21 protein-coding genes are annotated in these 21,243 nt (G+C 63.9%); 6 read left to right on the top strand and 15 right to left on the bottom strand.

Going from position 1 to position 21,243, the window contains the following annotated elements; genetic code table 11:
* Positions 1–72: 72 nt before the first annotated feature.
* Positions 73–1,281, bottom strand: coding sequence for a GGDEF domain-containing protein (locus KUW18_RS05700; RefSeq protein ID WP_261396429.1), 1,209 nt, complete (start codon positions 1,279–1,281; stop codon positions 73–75).
* A 524-nt stretch (positions 1,282–1,805) separates the two neighbouring features.
* On the opposite strand from KUW18_RS05700, the gene hmgA reads away from it, so the two are divergent.
* The 4 genes from hmgA (at position 1,806) to KUW18_RS05680 (ending at position 6,237) form a co-directional block, all read left to right on the top strand.
* A complete protein-coding gene (gene hmgA / locus KUW18_RS05695) occupies positions 1,806–3,125 on the top strand; it encodes a homogentisate 1,2-dioxygenase (RefSeq protein WP_222486937.1) in 1,320 nt (439 codons plus the stop codon).
* Between the two features lie 26 nt (positions 3,126–3,151).
* On the top strand, positions 3,152–4,168 hold the full coding sequence (locus KUW18_RS05690) for a fumarylacetoacetate hydrolase family protein (RefSeq protein WP_222484310.1): 1,017 nt from the start codon (positions 3,152–3,154) through the stop codon (positions 4,166–4,168).
* 21 nt (positions 4,169–4,189) lie between these two features.
* Positions 4,190–4,825 carry a maleylacetoacetate isomerase gene (maiA, locus tag KUW18_RS05685; protein WP_222486936.1) on the top strand — a complete coding sequence of 212 codons (636 nt, stop codon included), beginning with the start codon at positions 4,190–4,192 and terminating at the stop codon, positions 4,823–4,825.
* 197 nt (positions 4,826–5,022) lie between these two features.
* Positions 5,023–6,237: a multidrug effflux MFS transporter gene (locus tag KUW18_RS05680; protein ID WP_222560982.1), complete on the top strand. Its 1,215-nt coding sequence runs from the start codon at positions 5,023–5,025 to the stop codon at positions 6,235–6,237.
* 73 nt (positions 6,238–6,310) lie between these two features.
* Here KUW18_RS05680 and KUW18_RS05675 read toward each other — a convergent pair whose 3' ends face one another.
* Together KUW18_RS05675 and KUW18_RS05670 are read right to left on the bottom strand one after the other, a co-directional pair.
* Positions 6,311–6,715 (bottom strand): hypothetical protein, encoded by a 405-nt coding sequence (locus KUW18_RS05675; RefSeq protein ID WP_206942163.1) that lies wholly within the window; start codon positions 6,713–6,715, stop codon positions 6,311–6,313.
* A gap of 198 nt (positions 6,716–6,913) precedes the next feature.
* Complete coding sequence (locus KUW18_RS05670) at positions 6,914–7,813, bottom strand: PhzF family phenazine biosynthesis protein (protein WP_206942161.1); 900 nt, start codon at positions 7,811–7,813, stop codon at positions 6,914–6,916.
* Positions 7,814–8,077: 264 nt separating this feature from the next.
* On the opposite strand from KUW18_RS05670, the gene pyrB reads away from it, so the two are divergent.
* Positions 8,078–9,106 carry an aspartate carbamoyltransferase gene (pyrB, locus tag KUW18_RS05665; protein WP_206942159.1) on the top strand — a complete coding sequence of 343 codons (1,029 nt, stop codon included), beginning with the start codon at positions 8,078–8,080 and terminating at the stop codon, positions 9,104–9,106.
* A gap of 173 nt (positions 9,107–9,279) precedes the next feature.
* Here pyrB and KUW18_RS05660 read toward each other — a convergent pair whose 3' ends face one another.
* The gene (locus KUW18_RS05660; protein WP_222560981.1) at positions 9,280–10,239 is read right to left on the bottom strand and encodes a DMT family transporter; all 960 of its coding nucleotides are present in this window, start codon (positions 10,237–10,239) and stop codon (positions 9,280–9,282) included.
* 347 nt (positions 10,240–10,586) lie between these two features.
* Between KUW18_RS05660 and ada the strand changes: the two genes are divergently transcribed.
* Complete coding sequence (ada, locus tag KUW18_RS05655; protein WP_206942155.1) at positions 10,587–11,678, top strand: bifunctional DNA-binding transcriptional regulator/O6-methylguanine-DNA methyltransferase Ada; 1,092 nt, start codon at positions 10,587–10,589, stop codon at positions 11,676–11,678.
* A gap of 36 nt (positions 11,679–11,714) precedes the next feature.
* Here ada and ruvX read toward each other — a convergent pair whose 3' ends face one another.
* The 11 genes from ruvX to KUW18_RS05600 form a co-directional block, all read right to left on the bottom strand.
* Positions 11,715–12,170: a Holliday junction resolvase RuvX gene (gene ruvX / locus KUW18_RS05650; RefSeq protein ID WP_206942154.1), complete on the bottom strand. Its 456-nt coding sequence runs from the start codon at positions 12,168–12,170 to the stop codon at positions 11,715–11,717.
* On the bottom strand, positions 12,170–12,727 hold the full coding sequence (locus KUW18_RS05645) for a YqgE/AlgH family protein (RefSeq protein WP_206942153.1): 558 nt from the start codon (positions 12,725–12,727) through the stop codon (positions 12,170–12,172). Before KUW18_RS05645 ends, ruvX begins: the two co-directional genes overlap by 1 nt.
* A gap of 177 nt (positions 12,728–12,904) precedes the next feature.
* Positions 12,905–13,879: a glutathione synthase gene (gene gshB / locus KUW18_RS05640; protein ID WP_206942152.1), complete on the bottom strand. Its 975-nt coding sequence runs from the start codon at positions 13,877–13,879 to the stop codon at positions 12,905–12,907.
* A 64-nt stretch (positions 13,880–13,943) separates the two neighbouring features.
* Positions 13,944–14,696 (bottom strand): S1 RNA-binding domain-containing protein, encoded by a 753-nt coding sequence (locus tag KUW18_RS05635; protein WP_206942151.1) that lies wholly within the window; start codon positions 14,694–14,696, stop codon positions 13,944–13,946.
* Between the two features lie 109 nt (positions 14,697–14,805).
* Positions 14,806–15,150: a hypothetical protein gene (locus KUW18_RS05630; RefSeq protein ID WP_222560980.1), complete on the bottom strand. Its 345-nt coding sequence runs from the start codon at positions 15,148–15,150 to the stop codon at positions 14,806–14,808.
* A gap of 102 nt (positions 15,151–15,252) precedes the next feature.
* Complete coding sequence (locus KUW18_RS05625) at positions 15,253–16,170, bottom strand: amidohydrolase family protein (RefSeq protein WP_222560979.1); 918 nt, start codon at positions 16,168–16,170, stop codon at positions 15,253–15,255.
* Positions 16,171–16,179: 9 nt separating this feature from the next.
* Entirely contained in the window at positions 16,180–17,460 is a 1,281-nt protein-coding gene (locus KUW18_RS05620; protein ID WP_222162238.1) for a TRAP transporter large permease subunit, read from the bottom strand.
* Positions 17,457–18,014 carry a TRAP transporter small permease gene (locus KUW18_RS05615; protein WP_222560978.1) on the bottom strand — a complete coding sequence of 186 codons (558 nt, stop codon included), beginning with the start codon at positions 18,012–18,014 and terminating at the stop codon, positions 17,457–17,459. The genes KUW18_RS05620 and KUW18_RS05615 overlap by 4 nt, the downstream gene beginning before the upstream one ends.
* A 68-nt stretch (positions 18,015–18,082) precedes the next feature.
* Entirely contained in the window at positions 18,083–19,078 is a 996-nt protein-coding gene (locus KUW18_RS05610) for a DctP family TRAP transporter solute-binding subunit (protein WP_222560977.1), read from the bottom strand.
* A gap of 114 nt (positions 19,079–19,192) precedes the next feature.
* Positions 19,193–20,179: an amidohydrolase family protein gene (locus tag KUW18_RS05605; RefSeq protein WP_222560976.1), complete on the bottom strand. Its 987-nt coding sequence runs from the start codon at positions 20,177–20,179 to the stop codon at positions 19,193–19,195.
* A gap of 29 nt (positions 20,180–20,208) precedes the next feature.
* Positions 20,209–21,219 (bottom strand): TRAP transporter substrate-binding protein, encoded by a 1,011-nt coding sequence (locus KUW18_RS05600; protein WP_222560975.1) that lies wholly within the window; start codon positions 21,217–21,219, stop codon positions 20,209–20,211.
* Between the last annotated feature and the right edge of the window lie 24 nt (positions 21,220–21,243).

Genomic DNA, 21,243 nt, shown 5'->3' with positions numbered 1-21,243 from the left:
TTGCGACCGTCACTCATGATGCCATTCAGTATGCCCCCTGAGTCGGCGGGCTTAACACCCGGAGCACCCGACTCAGCTCACCACAACGCGATCCCGGCCTTCCCGTTTACCGACATACAGCGCCTTGTCAGCCCGCTTCAAGAGCGCATCCAGGTCCGTATCCCCTGGTCGCATGTCGGCAATGCCGATCGTCACGCTCAAGGCCAGCATGCTCATGTCGGAACGCGAGGCGAGCCCGGCGATAGCCTGCTGCAGGCGGGCAGCCACCTGTTTCGCATCGTCAAGGCGAGTGTCCGGCAGTGCCACCACAAACTCTTCGCCGCCGAAACGCCCGATAATGTCCTGTGGGCGCAGCGACTGCTGACAGGCCTCGGCAATTTCGATGAGGACCTGATCCCCCTGGCTGTGGCCCCAGGTGTCGTTGATGACCTTGAAGTGATCGACATCCAGCATGAACAGACTAAGCGGAATGCCTTCCACGCGGGAGCGCTGAAATAGGGTCTGGGCACGCTTCATGAAGTGGCCTCGGTTAGCCAGGCCGGTCAATGCGTCCTGCTCGGCCAGCCGCCTCAGCTGTGACTCCAGAGAACGCCGATGGGCCATTTCCCTGAGCAGCTGCCGATTGTGGCCGCGCTCCTCATGCAACAACGCAAACTGCTTGCGCTGCAGGTATTCCACCCGAAGCAGCGCAAAGAACCCCACCACATTGGCCATGATCAGCAGCAGCGTGATGCGCAAGATCACCACCGCAGAGACATCCGTCGCCAGCACCACAGCCACCAGAAAGCCCACGCTGAGATACAGGCTGGCGCCGGTCACCACCGTCAACAGGTTAGGAATCAGCAGGTAGAACGCCATGATCGCCACGATGACCGCCAGCATCTGCGTCGACAGCGTATCAGGGCGCAGCGGGACGATAAGGATAATGCCGGTCGCCAATATCCAGAGCGGCAGGGCGTGCAACCACAGGCGCTGGCTGTAGTTGCCCCAACGCCCTATGGCCATGGCCAGTGCCAGTGCCAGACAACAGCCGACGACAATGGCCCGCATGATGACCAGCGCATAAAAGGCAACGCTTTGACCGACATAAAAATAATCGGAAATGGTGAACATACCAAAGATCATCGCCGCCACGACAATCGCCAGGCGCGACTCAAAGCGAACCCTTGGTTTTATGGTGCGGCGATATACATCTTCACGGTCACGCTCGCGAAACTGCCCGGTCATCCAGTACACCTGGTGATCGGTTCTCTCTCTGAACTCAGGTGCCATCAATGACATCTCATCTCCCTGTCTGCCTCCCCGCCTATACCTGGCAGGTGTTGCCGGCGTCGCCTTGCCGGTCGGCAGAACGCGAGCCTGCAGCTCGTGCAACAGCCTGAGCGGCTGCTGTCCCCAGCAGAACCCCTAAATCATTATTTTATTAAATTAAACAAACGCTTATATTAAAATACAAACCATTGAAATTACACAAGTAAAGATCACCTGCAGTGAAAACCAACATCGATTTTAGGCCGTTAATCGTATCCGTACAGCGATGGTTGAACGAGACCGAAGTGCACTTTAGCCGCCGTGTTATCACGTCTTCACCACCGACAAAAATGTGCTTGTTCAGCATGAAAAAGTCCCGCTAGCAAGACGTTCTGCCGGAAAGTGGAAGCGCATAAACTTCACGCCCGTCTTGTGCGAGCCGTGTCGGAGAACACTCTTTGGGCGTATTCCACTAAAGTCACGTGCCAATTAGTTTCTTTTGAAACTATATTGAAAGGACATCAGCAGTCGTCTCTTCGATGGAGGTGTCTTTCATGTCTCCCCGCCCTGGACGAAGCTCTCTGACCTACCAGAGTGGCTTTCGTAACCACTTCACCAGCGAGGCACTGCCTGGCGCCCTGCCCCAAGGGCAGAATTCGCCCCAGCGATGCCCTTACGGGTTGTACGCCGAGCAGCTCACCGGCTCGGCCTTTACCGCGCCACGTAGCCACAACCTGAGAAGTTGGCTCTACCGCATCCGCCCGTCGGTGGCCCAAAGCGCCTACCATCCATTGGATAGCGGTGATCTTGCCACCGCGCCGCTATCACGGCCCGCCGCAGACCCCAACCAGATGCGCTGGGACCCAGCCCCTATGCCCGAGGCGGTCACCGACTTCATCGACGGCCTGACCACCATCGCGGTCAATGGCGACGCCGGCACCCAGACCGGCTGCGGCGTCCACCTCTATGCCTGCAACAGCGACATGACCGAGCGCTTCTTCTACAGCGCCGACGGTGAGCTGCTGATCGTGCCCCAGCTCGGCACCCTGCGCCTGCGCACCGAGTTCGGCACCCTGGACGTAGGGAATGGCGAGATCGCGCTGATCCCCCGCGGGGTCAAGTTCCAGGTACGCATTGTTGAGGGCGACCAGGCCCGAGGCTATGTCTGCGAAAACTACGGCAGTCCGCTGGAGCTGCCGGGGCTTGGCCCTATCGGGGCCAACGGCCTGGCCAATCCGCGCGATTTCCTGTCCCCCGTCGCCGCCTATGAGGAGGTCAGCGGAGACATCGAGCTGGTGGCCAAGTTTTCAGGCAGGTTATGGGCGGCACGGCTCGACCACTCGCCACTGAACGTGGTGGCCTGGCACGGCAACCTGGCGCCCTGCAAGTACGACCTGGCCAACTTCAACACCATCAACACGGTGAGCTTTGACCACCCGGACCCATCGATCTTCACCGTGCTGACTTCTCCGTCGGATACCCCGGGCATGGCCAATATCGATTTCGTGATCTTTCCGCCACGCTGGATGGTGGCCGAAAACACCTTCCGCCCGCCCTACTTCCATCGCAACCTGATGAGCGAATTCATGGGCTTGATCCATGGCGAGTACGACGCCAAGGCTGGGGGCTTCCTGCCCGGCGGCGCCAGCCTGCATAACTGCATGTCGCCCCATGGCCCCGACGCCGAGAGCTTCGAGAAGGCCTCGAACGCATGCCTGGAACCCCACTACCTGGGCGCGACTCTGGCCTTCATGTTCGAGAGTCGCTACGTGTTCCAGCCCACTGAAAAGGCTCTGGCCGCCGACTTCCGCCAACGCGACTACGTGAGCGTATGGCAGGGACTGCGCTCCCACTTCGACCCGAACCGGCCCTGAGCCACGCGACAACAAGGAATACTGCGATGAAACTGGCTAGCCTCAAGAGCGGGCGCGACGGCGAACTGGTGGTCGTCTCCCGTGACCTGACTCGCGCCGTGCGCGTTCCCCAGATCGCCACCACCCTGCAACAGTTGATGGAAGATTGGGACACCAACGCGCCCCAGCTCGAGGACATCTACCGGCGGCTCAATGACGGCGAGCTGGATCAGGCCTTCGAGCTCGACCATCACTCACTGCACTCGCCGCTGCCACGCACCTACCACTGGGCCGATGGCTCGGCCTATCTCAATCACGTACAGCTGGTACGCCAGGCGCGCAACGCCGAGATGCCAGAGACCTTCTGGAGCGACCCGCTGATGTACCAGGGCGGCGGCGACCGCTTTATCGGTCCCTTTGACGATATCGAGGCGATCAGCGAGGACCATGGCATAGACTTCGAGGGTGAGCTTGCCGTCATCACCGACGACGTGCCCATGGCGACCAGCCCCGAGCAGGCGGCCGGACATATCAAGCTGATCATGCTGGTCAACGACGTCAGTCTGCGTGGCTTGATTCCTGGAGAGCTGGCCAAGGGCTTCGGCTTCTTTCAGGCCAAGCCGGCCTCGAGCTTCTCGCCGGTCTGCGTCACCCCGGACGAGCTAGGCGAGGCCTGGCGCGACGGGCGCGTGCACCTGCCGCTGACGGTTCACCTCAACGGCGAGATGTTCGGCGCGCCCGAGGCCGGGCCCGACATGATTTTCAGCTTCCCCCGACTGGTGGCCCACGCCGCGCGCACCCGCCACCTGGGTGCCGGTGCGGTGATCGGCTCCGGCACCGTGTCCAACCCGGACCCGGATGGCGGTCCCGGCAAGCCGGTGGCCGACGGTGGCGTAGGCTATAGCTGCCTGGCCGAGGTACGCATGGTGGAGAAGATTCTCCACGGTGACAGCACGACACCCTTCATGCGCTTCGGCGATCGCGTGCGCATCGAGATGTTCGACGACAGCGGCCACAGCATCTTCGGTGCCATCGACCAGCGAGTGGTGAAGTACACACCCTGATCCCACCAGCGGATACTCCACATGCAGCTCTACGGCTATTTCCGCTCTTCGGCGGCCTATCGGGTGCGTATCGTCGCCAACCTCAAGGGCATCTCCCTCGACTATCATCCGGTCGACCTGAGCAAGGGCGAGCAGCGGAACAGCGCCAGCCTGGCGCGCAACCCCCAGGGGCTGGTGCCGACCCTGATCACCGATGATGGGCAGCCGCTGACCCAGTCCCTGGCGCTGTGCGAATATCTGGACGAATGCTATCCCGATCCGCCGCTGCTGCCCGGCGATGCCGCACAGCGGGCGCGCATCCGCGCCCTGGCCCAGGTCATCGCCTGCGATATCCATCCGCTCAATAACCTGCGGGTGCTGACGCATCTGACCGGCGCGCTAGGCCTGTCCCAAGACTCCCGGCTGGCCTGGTACCGCCACTGGGTCGCCACGGGGCTGACAGCGGTCGAGACCATGCTTGAGCCTCATAGAGGCAGGTTCTGTGTTGGCGATCAGCCGACCCTGGCCGACGTCTGCCTGGTGCCTCAGGTGTTCAATGCCGAGCGATTTGACTGTGACCTGTCCGCCTATCCCGCGATACAAGCGATCTGCGAGCAGGCTCGCTGTCTACCAGCGTTCGCTACAGCGGCACCCGAGGTTCAGCCCGACGCGCGCTGAGATCGGCTACACTACTCGGCTACGCTGCTCCGCTATCTTAGCCAGCTACCTTAGCCAGCTACCCTGGTCAGCCACCCGAGGCCCCACCAGGCGCTGCCGGTATGGCCGAGCAGCCCGCCATATCATCGTGAAGGGAGCGTCGCGCGGCGCTCCCTTCGCGTTCCCTGACACTTGCCATCGCCGATCTGGAGCTGCACGTGCTGAACCCGACATCCCGCGCCACGGTAGGCCTGCTGGCCGCGCTGACCGCTCTGGGGCCGCTGGCCACCGACATGTATCTTCCCGCCATGCCCGCCATGCGTGAGGCCCTCGGTACCGGCGCCGACCAGATCCAGTTGACTCTATCGCTGTACCTGATTGGCTTTGCCATGGCGCAACTGCTGTGCGGCCCACTGTCGGACCGTTTCGGCCGCAAGCCGATTCTCGCCGCTGGCATGGGTATCTTCCTGTTGGCAAGCCTGGCCTGCGCGTTCGCCCCCAACATCGAGACATTGCTGGCGGCGCGCTTCTTCCAGGCCCTGGGCGGCTCTGCCGGCCCGGTGCTGGGCCGGGCCGCAGTACGCGACATCCACGGCCCCTTCGAGGCCAGCCGTATCCTTTCCTACATGGCCAGCGTCATGGCCCTGGCCCCGGCGCTGGCACCGGTGGTGGGCGCGGGCCTGCTGGTGTGGTTCGGCTGGGACGCGATCTTCCTGGCACTGGCGTTCTACGCCCTGGCCATGCTCGGGCTGATCGCGATGATGCCGGAGCCGCTGCCCAAGGATCGCCGCCAGTCGATCAAGCCCTCGGCACTGGCTACCACCTTCCGCTCATTGCTCGGACAGCGAGACTTTATCGGCTATACCCTGGCCAACGCCGCGGCTTTCTCCGGCCTGTTCGCCTTTCTATCAGGCTCATCCTTCGTGCTGATCGACTACATGGGTGTCAGTCCCGACGTCTACGGCTATCTGTTCGCCGCTATCGTGCTGGGCTTCTTTATCGGCTCCATGGCAAGCGCCAAGCTCAGCCGTCGGCGTAGCCGACACCAGCTGCTGACGGTAGCGACGCTGATCGCTGCCCTGGGCGGTATCACCATGGCCTTGCTGTCAGTGGCCGGGGTGCATACGCCCTGGGCGGTCATCGTCCCCAACATGGTCTACATGGTCGGCTTCGGCATCATCATGCCGCAGACCATGGGAGGCGCCCTGGCGCCCAACCCTCATTGTGCGGGCTCGGCCTCGGCGCTGTTCGGGTTTATCCAGATGAGTATCGCCGCCGCCGCAGGCGCGCTGGTCGGCCAGTTACACGACGGCACCTCCCATAGCATGGCGATCGCCATCGGGCTTTCCGGAATGCTGGCGCTGGTCTGCTACCGCTGTATTGTGACCAGACCTCCTGCGGCTCCAGTAGGCACGGCCGCCACCGAGAACTGACCAGCAGGCGCTTACGCCAAGCGGCCCCGTGGAGGTGAACTGACCCAACGGGGCCGCTGGCATTGCGGCGCTGCTACTGGCGCCAGGCACGCACGAAGGTCCAGGTGCCGATGCCCCAGGCGCCATTGACCAGAAAGCCAATGGGAAACACGGCAAGATCGATACCGCGCCCCTTGAGCGGGAAGACCACCAGCATCGCCACCAGCGTCAGCGCGATACCGCCGAACAGGCCCGCCTTCCACCAGCCACCGCGCTCAATACGTGCTGCCGCAAACACCAGCATCATGACCAGGCCCCAGACACCGCCCCAAAAACTTGCAGAAAACCAGGCAGGGACGTCGAGAGGGGCGACCGGCGTCATGGAATAAGGTGAAAAGGGGATCACTCCGTAGGCGTTGAGCAATCCCACCACGGGTTGGTGGAAGCAGATGACGGCAAGAAATCCGGCGGCGAAGGCAAGGGCAAGATGACGGGACATGGCGACTCCTCCTGAGAAGCGTGGACAGGGATCATTCTCTGACACCAGCAGCGTCCGGCTGGTGTTCATCAGACTCCCACGGCGGCCTATATCGCTCAAGGGCCATCAGGAAAAGCGCCGCGTCCGCCGTCGTGGCGGGCTGGCTCCCCATGCCTCACTGTGCATGTCTTCAGCGGGCGCCGTCATCGAAAGCAGGCGTTAGCCACCGGGCTGAGGATAGAGTCCCCCCTCGCCGATCAACACGGCCTTGCCGGCAATTTCGATGCTCACCTTGTCCTTGTCATCGCGCTGGGCGCGCGCATGGATCAGGCTAGACCGCCCCATCGCATCGCCCTGATGGATTCGCCAGTCGGCGCTCTTGCCCTTCATTTCTGTTCCTAGAAACCCTGCCAGTGCGGCCGCAGCGCTGCCCGTTGCCGGGTCCTCGACAAAGCTGCCCCCGTGACGGGAGAACATTCGCGCGTGAAGCGTGCCGGCGCCCTTCGCCTGTCTGGCTGCACTCACGTAAAAATAGACCTGCTCCACGCCGCTGGGCGAAACGTGAGAATGCCAGACACTCGAGGCCAGCTGAATGCCCGACAGGGCATCGACACTGGCCAACGGAACCAGGTGGAACGGCAGCCCGCAGGACGCCTGGACCGGATCACCCGCGATGTCATCCGGGGCGAGACCGGCAAGCTCGGCCGCGTTGGCTTGTCCCAGGGTACTGGTGCCAACCTCCGGGGCACGGGCAGTGCGAAAGCGCGCCAGATCGCCTTCATAGGTCACCTTCAGGGGCCCTGCGGCAAGGTCCAGCACCAGTTCGCTGTGGGCGTTATCCACCAGTCCCTGGGCCGCCAGCAGGTGCGCCGTGCCAATGCAGGGATGCCCGGCAAAGGGCAGCTCCCTGTCGGGGGTAAAGATGCGCAGCGGAAAGTGAGCGCCGGCCTGGGCCCGCCCGACGAACACCGTCTCGGCCAGGTTGAGTTCATTGGCGATCGCTTGCATGCGCTCCGCCTCAAGGCCATCGGCATCGAGAAATACCGCCAGGGGGTTTCCGGCGAAGGGCCGGTCGGTAAACACATCGAGCAGATAATAGCGGGTCAAGGACGGTAGCATCGGCGACTCCACGGGAAGCAGGTTGGACCAGCAACAGGCAACATTCACCCGGGCCAGGTAGCGCCTTCCAGCATACTGGCCTGGGCCGCTTTCTCGCCAGCACATGGCGCGCCACTTGTCTCTACGGCAAAGTCAGCGCCAGGCCACGGCAACGGGGGCTATCAGGGGTTCCGAGCTGACCCCAGACAGCTGAGAGGCTTATCGAGGCTGAACTGACTGTGCTCCGGCGTTACACTAGCGCCCGTTCCCACTGCCGAGGCCGCTGTGATGTCCCACCTGCTCTCCATCGATTCCCTGTCCCGCGACGATATCGACCACCTGATGCGGGTGGCGGCCACCATGGAACCCATTGCCCAGCGGCGCAAGGTCACCAGGGTTCTGGAAGGCGCGGTACTCGGCAACCTGTTCTTCGAGGCCAGCACCCGCACCCGCGTCAGCTTCCACACCGCCTTCTCGCGGCTTGGCGGTAGCGTCTGTGACACCACCGGCTTTACCTTCTCGTCCATGGCCAAGGGGGAATCGCTCTACGACACCAGCCGGGTGATGGCGGGCTATTGCGACGCGATCGTGATGCGTCACCCCGACCAGGGGTCCGTGGCCGAATTCGCCAGCGCCACCCATGTACCGGTGATCAACGCAGGCGACGGTCCCGGCGAGCACCCGAGCCAGGCGCTGCTGGACTTCTACACCATCGACAAGGAGTTCAACCGCCAGGGCAAGGCGCTGAAGGGCGCTCATGTGCTGATGACCGGCGACCTGAAGTTCGGCCGTACCGTGCATTCGCTGATCAAGCTGCTGGCACTATACGCACCGATGCGTATCACGCTGGTGGCGCCGCCCGGGCTGGAGATGCCGCAACATCTGATCGAGCGCGTCAGCCGTCAGGGGTTGGACGTGGAAGTGCGCGACAGCCTGGCGGGCGATTTCTCCGACGTCGATGTGGTCTACACCACTCGCATCCAGAAGGAGCGCTTCACCGCCGAGATGAGCGAAGGCTTCAACCTGTCGCGGGATTTCACCGTCCATCGCGCCTTCATGGACAGCCGCTGCAACCCCTCGACCATCATCATGCACCCACTGCCCCGTGACAGCCGGCCAGAAGCCAACGACCTGGACGTGGACCTCAACGGAGACCCGCGCCTGGCGATCTTCCGTCAGACCGACAACGGCATCCCGGTGCGTATGGCGATCTTCGCGACGCTGTTGAAGGTCGAGCATCTGATCGAGCGCGACATGCGCGATGTTCCCTGGTTCGTGCCAGCCACCGTCGGGGTCGATGACGCAGCGTTCTAGGCAGATCGTCCCGGGCCGCACTTATCCGGCGGGCGCCTGAAGGAAGCGCTAGGCGCCCGCCGCGCAGCACCCCGAGCCTATGCGGTATAGGTGACGAGTTCGAGCAGCGCGCAACGCAGCGCATCGTCGGCGCAGGCATCTATGCAGTGTTTCCGGAACTCCCGCCGTGGGCGTCAGTGCCTCGCGCCTTCTCGCCGGGCCTCCCCACGCGTCCGGGCAACGCTTCGACACCATCTCCATGGCCGCCCGTCGATGGCCAACAGCCCAAGGCCGATCAGCCCCAGGCCCGCCAGGTGGCGCCACTCCAGGCGCTCGTCCAGCACCCACATTCCCAGCAGAATGGCGCTGGCCGGGATCAGCAAGGTGACCAGCAGCAGGTTCGTTGCCCCCGCACGCTCCAGCAGGCGAAAGTAGATCAGATATGCCAGGGCGGTCGAGAAGAGTGCCAGGCTGACCACCGCCGTCCACGTTGCCAGCCCCGGCCAGGGTGATTGCCAGAAACGCTCTACCCCCAAGGCCAAGGGCATCAGCACTAATGCCGAGGCCGTGACCTGGCCACAGGCGGCGATCAGGGGCGGACAGCCCAGGGTGCGAAAACGGCGCCCGAAGACCCCGGCAAAGGCATAGGACAGGGCGCCAGCCAGCACCGCAAGCGCTGCCCATGCGTGGCTCTCGGTACCCGCGTGAACCTCGCTGCCCAGCATATACACCACACCGGCAAAGCCGATCGCCACACCCAACAGCCGACCTGCGCTCAGGGGCTCGTCACGGGTAAGAAAGTGCGCCACGACGAGGGTAAAAAATGGCGTGGTGGCATTGAGAATCGACGCCAAGCCACTGGCAATAACCCCCTGTCCCCAGGCAATCAGGCTGAACGGCAGCATGTTGTTGAGCAACCCCATGGCAAAGAAGGCAGCCCACAGCCCTGGGTCCAGGGGCATGCGCTGGCCTCGCAGCAGTATCAGGACGTTCAGCGCCACAGCGGCCAGGCCCACTCGCAGGGCCACGATGGTGAGCGGCCCAAGTTCCGCGACGGCCACTCCCACGAAAAAGAATGAGCCACCCCACAATATCGACAAGCCCAGCAATAGCGCCCACTCCATGGGCCCCATGGTGCGATCGATCATCTTCATTACGCGACTCCGGTCGGGACACCCTGGCAGCCTATGTCGGTGAAGCGGCGAGGGAACTTCGTTTATTGCTGCGAAAGTCGAGATAACGTCGAGATAGCGTCGAGGTGGGGAATAGACAGAAACGAGATAGTGGTCACGCGACTCGACGCCACCTCAGAGGCCTTCCGTGCCTGGCGGTGGCTATCGGCGTGGTAGAGTGGCAGATGGGCGGGGCGGCACACGAGGTAACGGGCATGTCACGCCACCAGTGTGCAGGTGTTTTGAAAGCAAGAGGCGGAGTGTGTCAGGCGCCGTCGGGGCGCATCTTGTTCCCATGAAGATTGCCGCAGCCTCTGCAGGAGCCCGCCATGAACGAGATACCCGAAGATAGTCCGCAACGCTTCGCTTCCGATGAGGCCAGATGGGCCGCGGTACTGGCCCGCGACGTCGCCGCGGTGGATGCCTTCATCTACGCCGTGCGCACCACCGGAATCTATTGCCGCCCTACTTGCCCATCGCGCCGTCCGCGCCGAGAGAACGCCGAGTTTTATGCCGATGCGGCCGCCGCCGAGCAGGCCGGGTACCGGCCCTGTCAGCGCTGCCATCCCCTGGCCGCCTCCCTGCCCCAGCGGCACGCCCAGAGTGTCGCCAGGGCCTGTCGGCTGATACAGCACGCTGACACGCTGCCATCGCTTGATGAACTGGCCCAGGTGGCGGGGCTAAGTCGTTTCCACTTCCATCGGGTCTTCACTGCCGTCACCGGGCTGACGCCCAAGGCCTACGCGGCCGCTTGCCGCAGCGAACGGGTTCGCCAAGCGCTGACTCGGCAAGACACGGTCACCGACGCGATCTATGCGGCGGGCTTCAATTCCAGCGGACGCTTCTATGCCAGTGCCGAACGTATCCTGGGCATGGCCCCCAAGCGCTACCGTGAGGGCGGCAAGGGCATGGAGATTCAGTTCGCCCTGGGAGAATGCTCACTGGGCACGATACTGGTGGCGACCAGCGACAAGGGCATCTGTGCCATTTCCTTGGGGGACGATGCGGAACAGCTCTTGCAGGCGTTTCAGGAGCAGTTCGCGAACGCCAATCTGACCCCCGGCGACAAGCGCTTCGACGCCTGGGTGGCCAAGGTGGTGGCATTCGTCGAAGAGCCTGGTGTCGGACTGTCACTGCCGCTGGATATTCGCGGGACCGCCTTTCAGCAGCGGGTCTGGCAGGCGCTGACCGAGATTCCCCTTGGCAGCACCATCAGTTACGCCGAGTTGGCAGAGCGGATCGGCTCGCCCAAGGCGGTGCGAGCCGTGGCAAGGGCCTGCGCCTCCAACTCCCTCGCACTGGCGATTCCCTGCCACCGGGTCGTGCGCAGCGATGGAGCCCTGTCCGGCTACCGTTGGGGCGTAGACAGAAAGCGCACCCTGCTGATGCGAGAGTTGGCACAAGGAAAAGCCGCTAAGTGAACGGGAAATACGGGGCATAGAGATAGAGGAGGCCCCTCAGCGGCTGGGCAGGCCTTCCTCTTGGGCGAAGTAACCCTCCAGGATGAGGACGGCGGCGATGCCATCGACGCTCTCCTTGCGGAAATTCCCCCCATGTCCCTGCTCACGGGCGATGGCCTTGGCCTCCCGGGTGGTGCCGCGCTCGTCGAACATCTCGCACTCGACACCGTAGCGGCCAAACAGCCGCTTGCCGAATTTGCGCGCGCGGGTGCTCATCTCGCTCTCGCTGCCGTCCATGTTGAGCGGCAGCCCCACCACAAAGCGGTCGGGCTGCCACTCCTCCACCAGCGCGCTGATATGATCCCAGTCGGGAATGCCGTCGCGCGCCGGCAGCGGAGACAGCTCCCGAGCACTGCGCAAGAGCTCGTTGCCGACCGATACACCAATACGACGGGTGCCAAAGTCAAAGGCCAGGATCAGGCGCTCGCCCGGGGCGCGCTTGGAGCCGGCCATCAGCCGTGCCCGGCTTCACGGGTCATCAGGTTGAGGTCGACACCAAGGATGCCGGCACTGGCCGTCAAGCGCTGTTCCGGCGGCGTCTCGAACAGCACATGGGCGCTACCTTCCACGGTGAGCCAGGCATTCTCCATCAGCTCGTTCTCGAGCTGACCGGACTCCCAGCCAGCGCAGCCGAGGCACACCAGAAACTTCTCGGGGCCTTGGCCCTGGGCCAGTGCCTGGAGCATGTCCATGGACGTGGTCAGGGCGATGTCATCGGTGACCTGGATACTGGAGTCCCAAGGTTCGGCGGAGCCGGTATGCAGAATGAAGCCGCGATCCTTGTGAACCGGACCACCGTAATACACGGGGGCCTCGGCAATGGCGCCTTCCTCGACACTGATTTCCAGCTGCTCAAACAACGCTTCGAGGGTCAGATCGGTGGGCTTGTTGACGATCACGCCCATGGTGCCGTTGTCATCGTGATCGCACAGATAACTCAGCGTTCCTGCGAAATTCGGGTCTTCCAGATGCGGCATGGCCATCAGGAAATGATTCTTCAAGCTTTGCATGTGTCTCCCAGGCGGTCTCGCGCGCCATCCAGATGCATGGCCGGGGAAAGGCTGTCAGCCCATATGCCCCGGCAGAATGCCCCCATTGTACCATTCGGGGGCATCGCACTCAGTGACTATCGCGCTCAGCGACAGTGGGCCGGGCAAGCGTTGTCCGGCGCCACCCCGTGAGCCGAGTCAGCGCCCGGCGTGATGCGCAGCCACACGACGCTCGATGGCGTCCATCAGCAGTCCAGCGATGTCCGTGCCGCGCTGGTCATCGATCTCGCGCACGCAGGTGGGGCTGGTCACGTTGATCTCGGTGATGTAGTCACCGATCACATCCAGCCCAACGAACATCAGCCCCTTTTCCTTGATCACCGGTTTGACCTGCTCGACCAGCCAGTAGTCGCGGTCGGTGAGCTCGCGGCTGACCCCTCGGCCACCGGCGGCCAGATTGCCGCGGGTCTCGCCAGCGGAAGGGATACGGGCCAGGCCGTAGGGTACGGGTTCGCCGTCCACCAGCAGGATGCGGGTATCACCGTCCTTGATCTCGGGCAGGAAGCGCTGGGCCATGATCTGGCGCTGGCCGCGTTCGGTCAGAGTCTCGATAACCGCGCCAAGATTGCGGCCTTCGGGGCCGATGTGGAAGATCCCGCTGCCACCCATGCCGTCCAGCGGCTTCAGGATGACGTCGCCGTGCTCGGCCTGGAAGGCGCGGATCTCGCTGTCGCGACAGGACACCAGGGTCGGTGTACAGCACTGCGGAAATTGCTGGGCGAACAGCTTCTCGTTGCACTCGAACAGCGGCCGAGTGGGGTTGACCACCAGTACGCCTTCGCGCTCGGCGAAGGCCAGCAGGTGCACGGCATTGAGGAAGTGGCTATCCACCGGCGGATCCTTGCGCATCAGGATCACGTCAAGCTCGGCCAGGGGGAGTGACTCGGCCTCGCCCAGGTCGTACCAGTGGGTCGGATCACGGTGTACCTGGAGCGGGCGCTGCCGGGCATACGCCCGTCCTTCCCGCAGAAACAGGTCTTCCTGCTCCATGTAGGACAGGCTCCAGCCACGATCCTGAGCGGACCATAGCATGGCGAGGCTGGTGTCTTTCTTGTAGGTCAGCTGGTCGATGGGGTCCATCACCACGCCGACGCGAAGGGGGCGATTGGTCATTCGGGCGTCGTCCGCTAGCGGTTGATGACGTCAAGTATGCCCGACACCCCCGGCGCCACCAAGGTCAGTCACTGTCGGCAACCGAGCCCGATTCCCTGGGCGCCAGCCGCACGCCGCTGTCCTCGATGACGATCAGTCGGCGCTTGTAGAGCCTGCCGATCGCCTGCTTGTAGGCATTCTTGCTGACCCCAAGGCGTGCCTTGATCTCTGCAGCCTGGCTCTTGTCGGACAGGGGCAGATATCCCCCGGCATCTCGCAACGCCTTCAGTACCTGCTCCCCCACCACGTCCAGGCGGGCCTCGCCGGGAGGCAGCAACGACAGATCCAGCCGTCCATCCTCGCGCACGCGCTTGATGTAGCCCGTCAAGCGCTGGCCGCGACGCAGCGGGCGGCTGATCTCATCATGGTACAGAAGTCCCCAGCAGCGGTGATCGACCACCGCCTTGACCCCGAGCTCGGTGGTATCGGCAATGATCAACACCACCTGGTCACCGGTGCGGTGCTCGTCGCTATGATCGCTGAGGTAGCGCTCAAGCCGCTGAGAGGCCACCGGACGACCGCTGTGGTCCTCGCTGACCTTGACCAGCACACGGCGCCCGACCGCGGGCGTCAGGCGCTGTTCGCTGCGGGGCAACAGCAGGTCACGCTCGTGCCCCCAATCGAGAAAGGCACCGAAGTCGGTGACCTGCACCACACGCAGGTCGGCCACCTCACCCACCATCACCTTCGGCGCGCCGTGGCCCTGGCGGGTCCGTGAGGAGGAAGAACGGCTATTGCTGGAGCGCGGCGGCGCCCCGCGATGGCGGGAATCGGACATGGGGAAGGGTTCCGCAAAAGTGTGCAGCGCCTATTATGGCGACTACCGCGGGCACATGATACCGCCCGCGGCAGACCCTACGATCAGGCAGCGTCAGCAACGATGCCCTTCAGTTCGGCCAGCGGGGGCCCCGGCGCCCCAGGCGACGGCTGTTGGCCGACGTCTTGCGCCCCAGCGGCCGGATGGCTGCGGTCCATACCTGATCAGGGCTGTGGCCTTTCATCATGGCCCGCTGTGCGGCCAGGGCCGACTGGGTGAACGCCGTCATCTTCTCCGTGACCATGCGCACATCCTCGTTGGGCGCCACCGCCCACAGACCTCGCATACCCAGCAAGCGCATGCCCATGACCCACTGCGCTTCGACCATCATCTGGGTCATTTGCATGCCCATCCACCAATAGCCAAGGGGGGTTCCCCACTGAGCGGACGACATTCCGGCAGGACGTCTTGCCATGGCGCGACTCCTTCATCATCGGGCAGAAGTACCCTTTTCAGGGTAGGCAAAAAAGCATACTTCCTTACGATAGCGGAGAATGCTCCCCTTCAGGCATCACGTTCAGGCATCAAGGCGGTAACAGCGCACCGCGTTGTCGTGGAGAATCCGCTGGCGAGCCTGGGGCGCGGCCTGGGCGATGGCCCGCTCCACCATGGCCAACCAGGTGGCGTAGCTGGCATTGAGCCCGGTCACCGGGAAATTGCTGGCAAAGATGCAGCGCTCGGGCCCGAAGATGTCGATGGCCTCGGCCAGAATGGCGATATTAGCCTGTTCATCCCAGGCCGCCATGGGACTACCCAGCTCCGACAGCTTGACCGTAACCCGCGGGTTGTCGGCCAACCGGTGCATGCCCCGCCGCCACTGGGCAAGCCCTTCAGGGGAGCGGTCCCAGGGCAGACCGGTATGGTTGAGGATCACCTCGAGTGCGGGCGTCGCTTCCAGCGCCTCGGCGGCCTCTTCCAGATGCCAGGCAGGCACACGCAGATCCCAGGACAGCGACCGCTCCTCCAGCAAGCGCAGCCCCCGGGTCCAGCCAGGATCTCTGAGCGAGCCAGGCTGGCCGACGATCTCGCCCACCTGGTCAGGCCGCGCCGCGGTCACCGGCTTGGCGCGCACGCCACGAAACAGCGGCGAGGCCATCTGCGCCTCGAGTTGCGCCTCGCAGTCGGCGCTGGCGAAGTCGGCCCAACCCACCAGCGCCACCGGCAGCCCGTGGCGCTCGGCATGCTCGGTCAACCAGGCGGTTTCCCGGGCGGGATCGCTGCGCTCGGCCTCGGCCTCGCAGTGCACCGTGCCGACCAGGCGATAGCCTTCCGGCACCAGCGCCTTGATGTCCGGCGCCTGGAAGGGGCGGCGAAAGGCCTGATAGTCGCCGAGGAAGAAGTGGGGGTTGATCTCGTCCTCGAGCCAGGGGTAATGCACGCTGCCATCCAGCGCCCAAAAGTGATGGTGGGCGTCGATCAGGTCCTGAGTTGCCATGATGTTTCCTTATCCTGCGAGCCAGTAGAGCGGCGCGGTGATGATCTGCGGGAAGGCCACGAACAGCAGCAGGATCACCACATAGGCCAGGGCGAAGGGCATGACGCCCGCCACCGCTTTCTCGAACTTGAGCTGGCCCACGCTGGTGATGACGTTGAGCACGTTGCCGACAGGCGGCGTGATAAGCCCGATGGCACAGTTCAGTACAAACATGATGCCGAAGTAGACCGGATCGATGCCGGCGATCTTGACGATGGGCATCAGGATCGGTGTCAGCACCAGAATGGTCGGCGTCAGGTCCATGACCATGCCAACGATCAGCACGATGGCCATGATCGCCAGCATCAGCAGCCGCGGGTTGTCGGCCAGGGGCGCCAGCAGGTCCGCCACCAGCATCGGTAGCTGGGCAATGCTGATCAGCCATGAGGCCACGCTGGCAGCGGCGATCAGGAACATCACCACGGCGGTGGAACGCGCCGCCTGGACCAGCACCTGGTACAGCTCGGACAGATTCAGCTCACGGTAGATCAAGGTCGACACGACGATGGCGTAGACCGCCGCCACCACTCCGGCCTCGGTCGGGGTGAAGATGCCGGTCTTGATGCCCCCGATGATGATCACCGGCAGCATCATCGCCCAGAAGCTCTGGCGCAATGCCTTGAGGCGAGCCTTGCCGGACGCCTTCTCGGCCACCACCAGGTCTTCCTTGCGGGTCATGAACAGCCACATCACCACCAGGGTGACGCCCATGATCAGCCCCGGCACGATGCCTGCCAGAAACAGCTTGGTGATGGAGATGCTGCCCGCCACGCCGATGATGATCAGCGGAATCGACGGGGGAATGATCGGCGCGATGATGCCTCCGGCCGCCATCAACCCAGACGAACGCCCCAGCGGGTAGCCCGCCTCGCGCATCATCGGCAGCAGCATGCTGGCCAGCGCCGCGGTATCAGCCACCGCCGAACCGGACAGGCTGGCCATGACGATAGCGGCAAAGATGGCCACAAAGCCGAGCCCGCCCTTGCGATGGCCGACCAGGCTCATCGCCAGCACCACGATGCGCTTGGACAGGCCACCCCGGGACATCACCTCGCCCGCCACCAGGAAGAACGGAATCGCCAGCAGGGTATAGCTGTCGGCGCCGTTGACCAGGTTCTGGGCCAGAATCTGGGAGTCGAACAGCCCCAGGTGGAGCATCAGCACCACCGCACTGACCAGCAGTGCGAAGGCGATCGGCAGGCTGAGACCGATGGACGCCAGCAGTGACGTCAGAAACAGACCGATGGTCATGGCAATTCCTCCCCAGAGACAGCCGGGCGGCTCAACGAGGCCGGCGCTACCAGCCGAAACAGCAGGATCACCGACATCAGCCCCCCCGCCACCAGCCCCGCCAGATAGAACACCCCCACCGGGATACCGCTGATCGGCGAGACGTTGCTCCAGTTGAGCAGGGTCTGGGCGTAGCTACCCTTGAGCAGCATCAGGCAGCAGCCCAGCATGACCAGCGTCACCAGGCGAGCCAGTACGGCCTGCAACGGCGCCGGTAGGCGGTCGCTGAAGGTGGTCACACTCAGATGCTCGTGGCGCATCAGGCAGACCACGGTGCCCAGGAAGGTCACCCAGACGAACAGGAAGCGCGACAGCTCGACGCTCATGGAGATGCCGCTGTTGAAGCCATAACGCAGCACCACGTTGGTGAATACCAGCGCGATCATGGCCACCAGCGCCAGCACCATCAGGGCATTGAGCAGACGCTCGGTAACCCGTGACAGTCGCATCAGCGACGCCGCCACGCCGTGGGCGGGCGGATCGTGTTTCACGGAGGACGGAGAGGATGGCGACATGGCGTCGACCTCCTTGCAGTCGGGGCGGACACTCCGCCCCGGAGATACCTACCTGGCGTTGGCGCCTGTTAACGGGCCTCGGCCAGGGCCTTGTCGAAGTCAGCCACGAAGTCGGCAGCCAGGGCGTCACGATGGGCCTCGATCACTGGCGCCAGGCGCTCGCCCATGGCGCGACGCTGCTCCAGCGGCACCGCGTTGACGGTCATCTTGTCGGACAGCTCTGCCAGCAGCCGGTCATTCAGCTCGCGGCTGGCCTGACGCTGATACAGAGTGGCCTCCCGCGCTGCCTCGGCGATGGCCTCGCGCTGGTCGTCGGTCAGGCCGTCGAGGAAGCTGGCCGAGCCGATCAACACCTGGGCGTCATAGGCATGGGCGGTCTGGGACAGGTACTGCTGCACCTCGAAGAAGCGCTTGGACTCGATCACGCTATAGGGGTTTTCCTGGCCGTCGACGGTGCGCGTCTCCAGCGCGGTGAACAGCTCATTTACCGGCATCGGCACGGCGTTGGCGCCCAGGCCATTGAACATGTCGATGTACAGCTCGTTCTGCATGGTGCGAATCTTCAGGCCCTCCACATCGTCGGCGGCCTCAACCGCCCGGCGGCTGTTGGTGATATGGCGAAAGCCGTTTTCCCAGAACTCGTAGCCCACCAGGCCCTTGTCGGCGAGGCTCGCCAGCAGATCACGCCCGGCGGGGCCGTCGAGCACGGCGTCGGCATGTTCGCTGTCGTCGAACTGGAACGGCAGGCTGACGATACTGAAATTGGGGTTTAGGCTGGCCAGGGTGGCGGTAGACGGTGCGGTGAAGGCCAGGGTGCCCGCCTGCAGCATCGAGGTCATGTTGACGTCGTTGCCGAGAATGCCGTTGCTGAAGACCTGAACCTTGACCTCGCCATCGGTCTTCTGCTCGACCAGCTCGGCGAAACGTTTTGCCCCGAGGGTCTGGGGGTGGGTATCGGGCAGGCTGGTGCCCATACGCGCGGTGACCGCGGCCTGACTGGTACCGCCAAGACCGAGGCCGGCGACCAGCGCTGAAACGAGCAGAATGTGCTTTGCGGATATCATGTTGGGGCTACCTTTTTCGTTATTCGTTATTCGCTATTGGTTTCATTCGCCGCCCTGGGGTTGAGCCAGGCTTGATACCAGGGTTGATGCCAGGGCCAGCGGCAGGTGTAGTCGTCAGGGGTGATCGTCAGAGGTGAGCGCCAGGCGGGAGTCGTCCAGGCCATAGCAGCGCACGGCGTTATCGCAGAACATCGCTAGGCGCTGCTCACGGGTATAGCCCGCACTCACCGCCTTGAAGGCGTCGAACAGCTCGGCGAGATCGACAACGAGGCTGTCCACCGGGAAGTTGCTGGCGAACATGCAGCGCTCGGGGCCGAACAGCTCGATGGCGGTATGCAGCAGTTCACGATTGTCGGCGAGCCGCCAGGGCTGGTCCGCAAGGCCAATGCCCGAGAGCTTGAGCATGACCTGGGGATAGACGGCGACCTTGTGCATGGCGGCGCGCCAGCCTGCCAGGGTCGCGGGATCGCGATCTCCCGGAACACCGGCATGGTTGATCACCACCGGCATGTCGGGGTGGCGCTCGAGCAGTGTCACAAGCTCGCCCAAATGCCACCAGGGCACCTGCAGCTCGAAGATCCAGCCCCGCCGCGCCAGGGCCGCCACGCCGGCCTGATAGCGCGAGCATTCCAGCGAACCGGCCAGGCCATGACCCGGCCGATAGTCTTGCCGTCGCATGCTGGTCGGCTTGTGGCGCACCCCCTTGACCAGCGGATAGTCTGACAGCGCCGCCAGCTGCGCCTCGATATCGTCACGGTCCAGCCAGGCCTGGGCCAGCATGGCATTGGGCCAGCCTGTCGCCTGATGCAGGCGCTGGATCCAGGCCGCCTCACCCACGGCCTGTTCCGGCGCCCACTCGGCCTCCATGTAGACGCACCCCAGCACTCGGTGAACGCCGGCCAGGCGCCGGTACTCCTGTGGCAGAAAGGGACGCCGAATGGCCCGGTAATCGCCGTAGCGAAACGGGATCAGCGGCTCGTCACACAGCCAGGGATGGTAATTTTGGGTCGGGTCCCAGAAATGCAGGTGCGCATCGACGATCGGCAGATCGCGATCCTCACCGCTTTCCAGAAAGCGCCGGCGGGCTATGTCAAGCTGCATGACCACTCCTCCTGCTGGGGCGCCCAGGGCTACTCGGCCTTGGCGGCAACGATGGCATCGATCAGTTCGCTGCCGTACTCGTCGGCGAAGGTCGAGCGCACCGAATCCGCCACCGCCTCGCGCATGGAATCTCGATCCGGGGATTCGACCACCTGCATGCCCTGCTCCTTGAGGAAGGCCAGGTCGTCGGCCATGCCATCCGCCAACAGGGCACGCTCGAAACTGGCGGCTTCCCGGGCGGCCTCCACCAACAGACGACGCTGGTCCTCGGGCAGTCCTTCGAACTTGGCCTTGTTCATCACCAGCGGGGCTGCTGTGTAGGCGTGAGCCGTCAGCGACAGGTGGTCCTGCACCTCGTAGAAGTTGGCCGAGCGAATCAGGCTGACCGGGTTCTCCTGACCGTCCACGGTGCGGGTCTCCAACGACGTGAACAGCTCAGTAAAAGGCATCGGCGTAGGGTTGGCCCCAAGCGCCTGGAAGGCCGCGATATGGGCCGGATTCGGCGTGGTGCGCAGCTTCAGCCCCTCGATGTCGGCGGCGGTTTCCACCGCCCGGCGGGAGTTGGTCAGGTTGCGAAAGCCGATCTCCCAGAACGCCAGTCCGGTCATGTCATGCTCGCCGAGCTGGTCCAGCAGCGACTGACCGACGTCGCCGTCCAGCACCCGGTAGGCATGGTCGTAGTCGTCAAACAGGAACGGCAGATCGAGCACGTTGAGTTCGCCCACCAGGCCGGTGTAGTAGGGATTGCCGGTCAGTGCGATATCGACGCTGCCGCTGCGTACCCCACTGACCAGGGCGGTGTCGCTGCCAAGCTGGCCACTGGGAAAGACACGCACTTCCAGCTCGCCATCGCTGCCCTCATTGACCAGTTCGGCGAAGCGCTCGGCGGCCTTGTGCTGGGCATCCTGCACCGGGTGGGTGTGGGCGAAGGTCAGCGTCGCGGCAGACACCGAGGCCGCGCCAAGGACACAGCCTCCGGCCAGGGCAGCGAGCGCGGTAAAACGAAGGGTCGGAGCAAAGGCGTTCAGGGACGTTATCATTATCGTATCCTCGAGGAGGTGATA

This window comes from Halomonas sp. DP5Y7-2, from assembly GCF_019802025.1.
Classification (GTDB): Bacteria; Pseudomonadota; Gammaproteobacteria; order Pseudomonadales; family Halomonadaceae; genus Halomonas; species Halomonas litopenaei_A.
This window is presented reverse-complemented; position numbering and strand designations above follow the sequence as displayed.

Excerpts from the sequence above, each read along its gene's own strand:
- KUW18_RS05605 (WP_222560976.1), bottom strand. The coding sequence starts at position 20,179 with ATGCAGCTTGACATAGCCCGCCGGCGCTTTCTGGAAAGCGGTGAGGAT.
- hmgA (WP_222486937.1), top strand. The coding sequence starts at position 1,806 with ATGTCTCCCCGCCCTGGACGAAGCTCTCTGACCTACCAGAGTGGCTTT.
- KUW18_RS05690 (WP_222484310.1), top strand. The coding sequence starts at position 3,152 with ATGAAACTGGCTAGCCTCAAGAGCGGGCGCGACGGCGAACTGGTGGTC.
- KUW18_RS05600 (WP_222560975.1), bottom strand. The coding sequence starts at position 21,219 with ATGATAACGTCCCTGAACGCCTTTGCTCCGACCCTTCGTTTTACCGCG.
- maiA (WP_222486936.1), top strand. The coding sequence starts at position 4,190 with ATGCAGCTCTACGGCTATTTCCGCTCTTCGGCGGCCTATCGGGTGCGT.
- KUW18_RS05670 (WP_206942161.1), bottom strand. The coding sequence starts at position 7,813 with ATGCTACCGTCCTTGACCCGCTATTATCTGCTCGATGTGTTTACCGAC.
- KUW18_RS05700 (WP_261396429.1), bottom strand. The coding sequence starts at position 1,281 with ATGTCATTGATGGCACCTGAGTTCAGAGAGAGAACCGATCACCAGGTG.
- KUW18_RS05630 (WP_222560980.1), bottom strand. The coding sequence starts at position 15,150 with ATGGCAAGACGTCCTGCCGGAATGTCGTCCGCTCAGTGGGGAACCCCC.
- KUW18_RS05625 (WP_222560979.1), bottom strand. The coding sequence starts at position 16,170 with ATGGCAACTCAGGACCTGATCGACGCCCACCATCACTTTTGGGCGCTG.
- ada (WP_206942155.1), top strand. The coding sequence starts at position 10,587 with ATGAACGAGATACCCGAAGATAGTCCGCAACGCTTCGCTTCCGATGAG.
- KUW18_RS05615 (WP_222560978.1), bottom strand. The coding sequence starts at position 18,014 with ATGTCGCCATCCTCTCCGTCCTCCGTGAAACACGATCCGCCCGCCCAC.
- KUW18_RS05620 (WP_222162238.1), bottom strand. The coding sequence starts at position 17,460 with ATGACCATCGGTCTGTTTCTGACGTCACTGCTGGCGTCCATCGGTCTC.
- gshB (WP_206942152.1), bottom strand. The coding sequence starts at position 13,879 with ATGACCAATCGCCCCCTTCGCGTCGGCGTGGTGATGGACCCCATCGAC.
- ruvX (WP_206942154.1), bottom strand. The coding sequence starts at position 12,170 with ATGGCCGGCTCCAAGCGCGCCCCGGGCGAGCGCCTGATCCTGGCCTTT.
- KUW18_RS05675 (WP_206942163.1), bottom strand. The coding sequence starts at position 6,715 with ATGTCCCGTCATCTTGCCCTTGCCTTCGCCGCCGGATTTCTTGCCGTC.
- KUW18_RS05610 (WP_222560977.1), bottom strand. The coding sequence starts at position 19,078 with ATGATATCCGCAAAGCACATTCTGCTCGTTTCAGCGCTGGTCGCCGGC.
- KUW18_RS05635 (WP_206942151.1), bottom strand. The coding sequence starts at position 14,696 with ATGTCCGATTCCCGCCATCGCGGGGCGCCGCCGCGCTCCAGCAATAGC.
- KUW18_RS05645 (WP_206942153.1), bottom strand. The coding sequence starts at position 12,727 with ATGCAAAGCTTGAAGAATCATTTCCTGATGGCCATGCCGCATCTGGAA.
- KUW18_RS05660 (WP_222560981.1), bottom strand. The coding sequence starts at position 10,239 with ATGAAGATGATCGATCGCACCATGGGGCCCATGGAGTGGGCGCTATTG.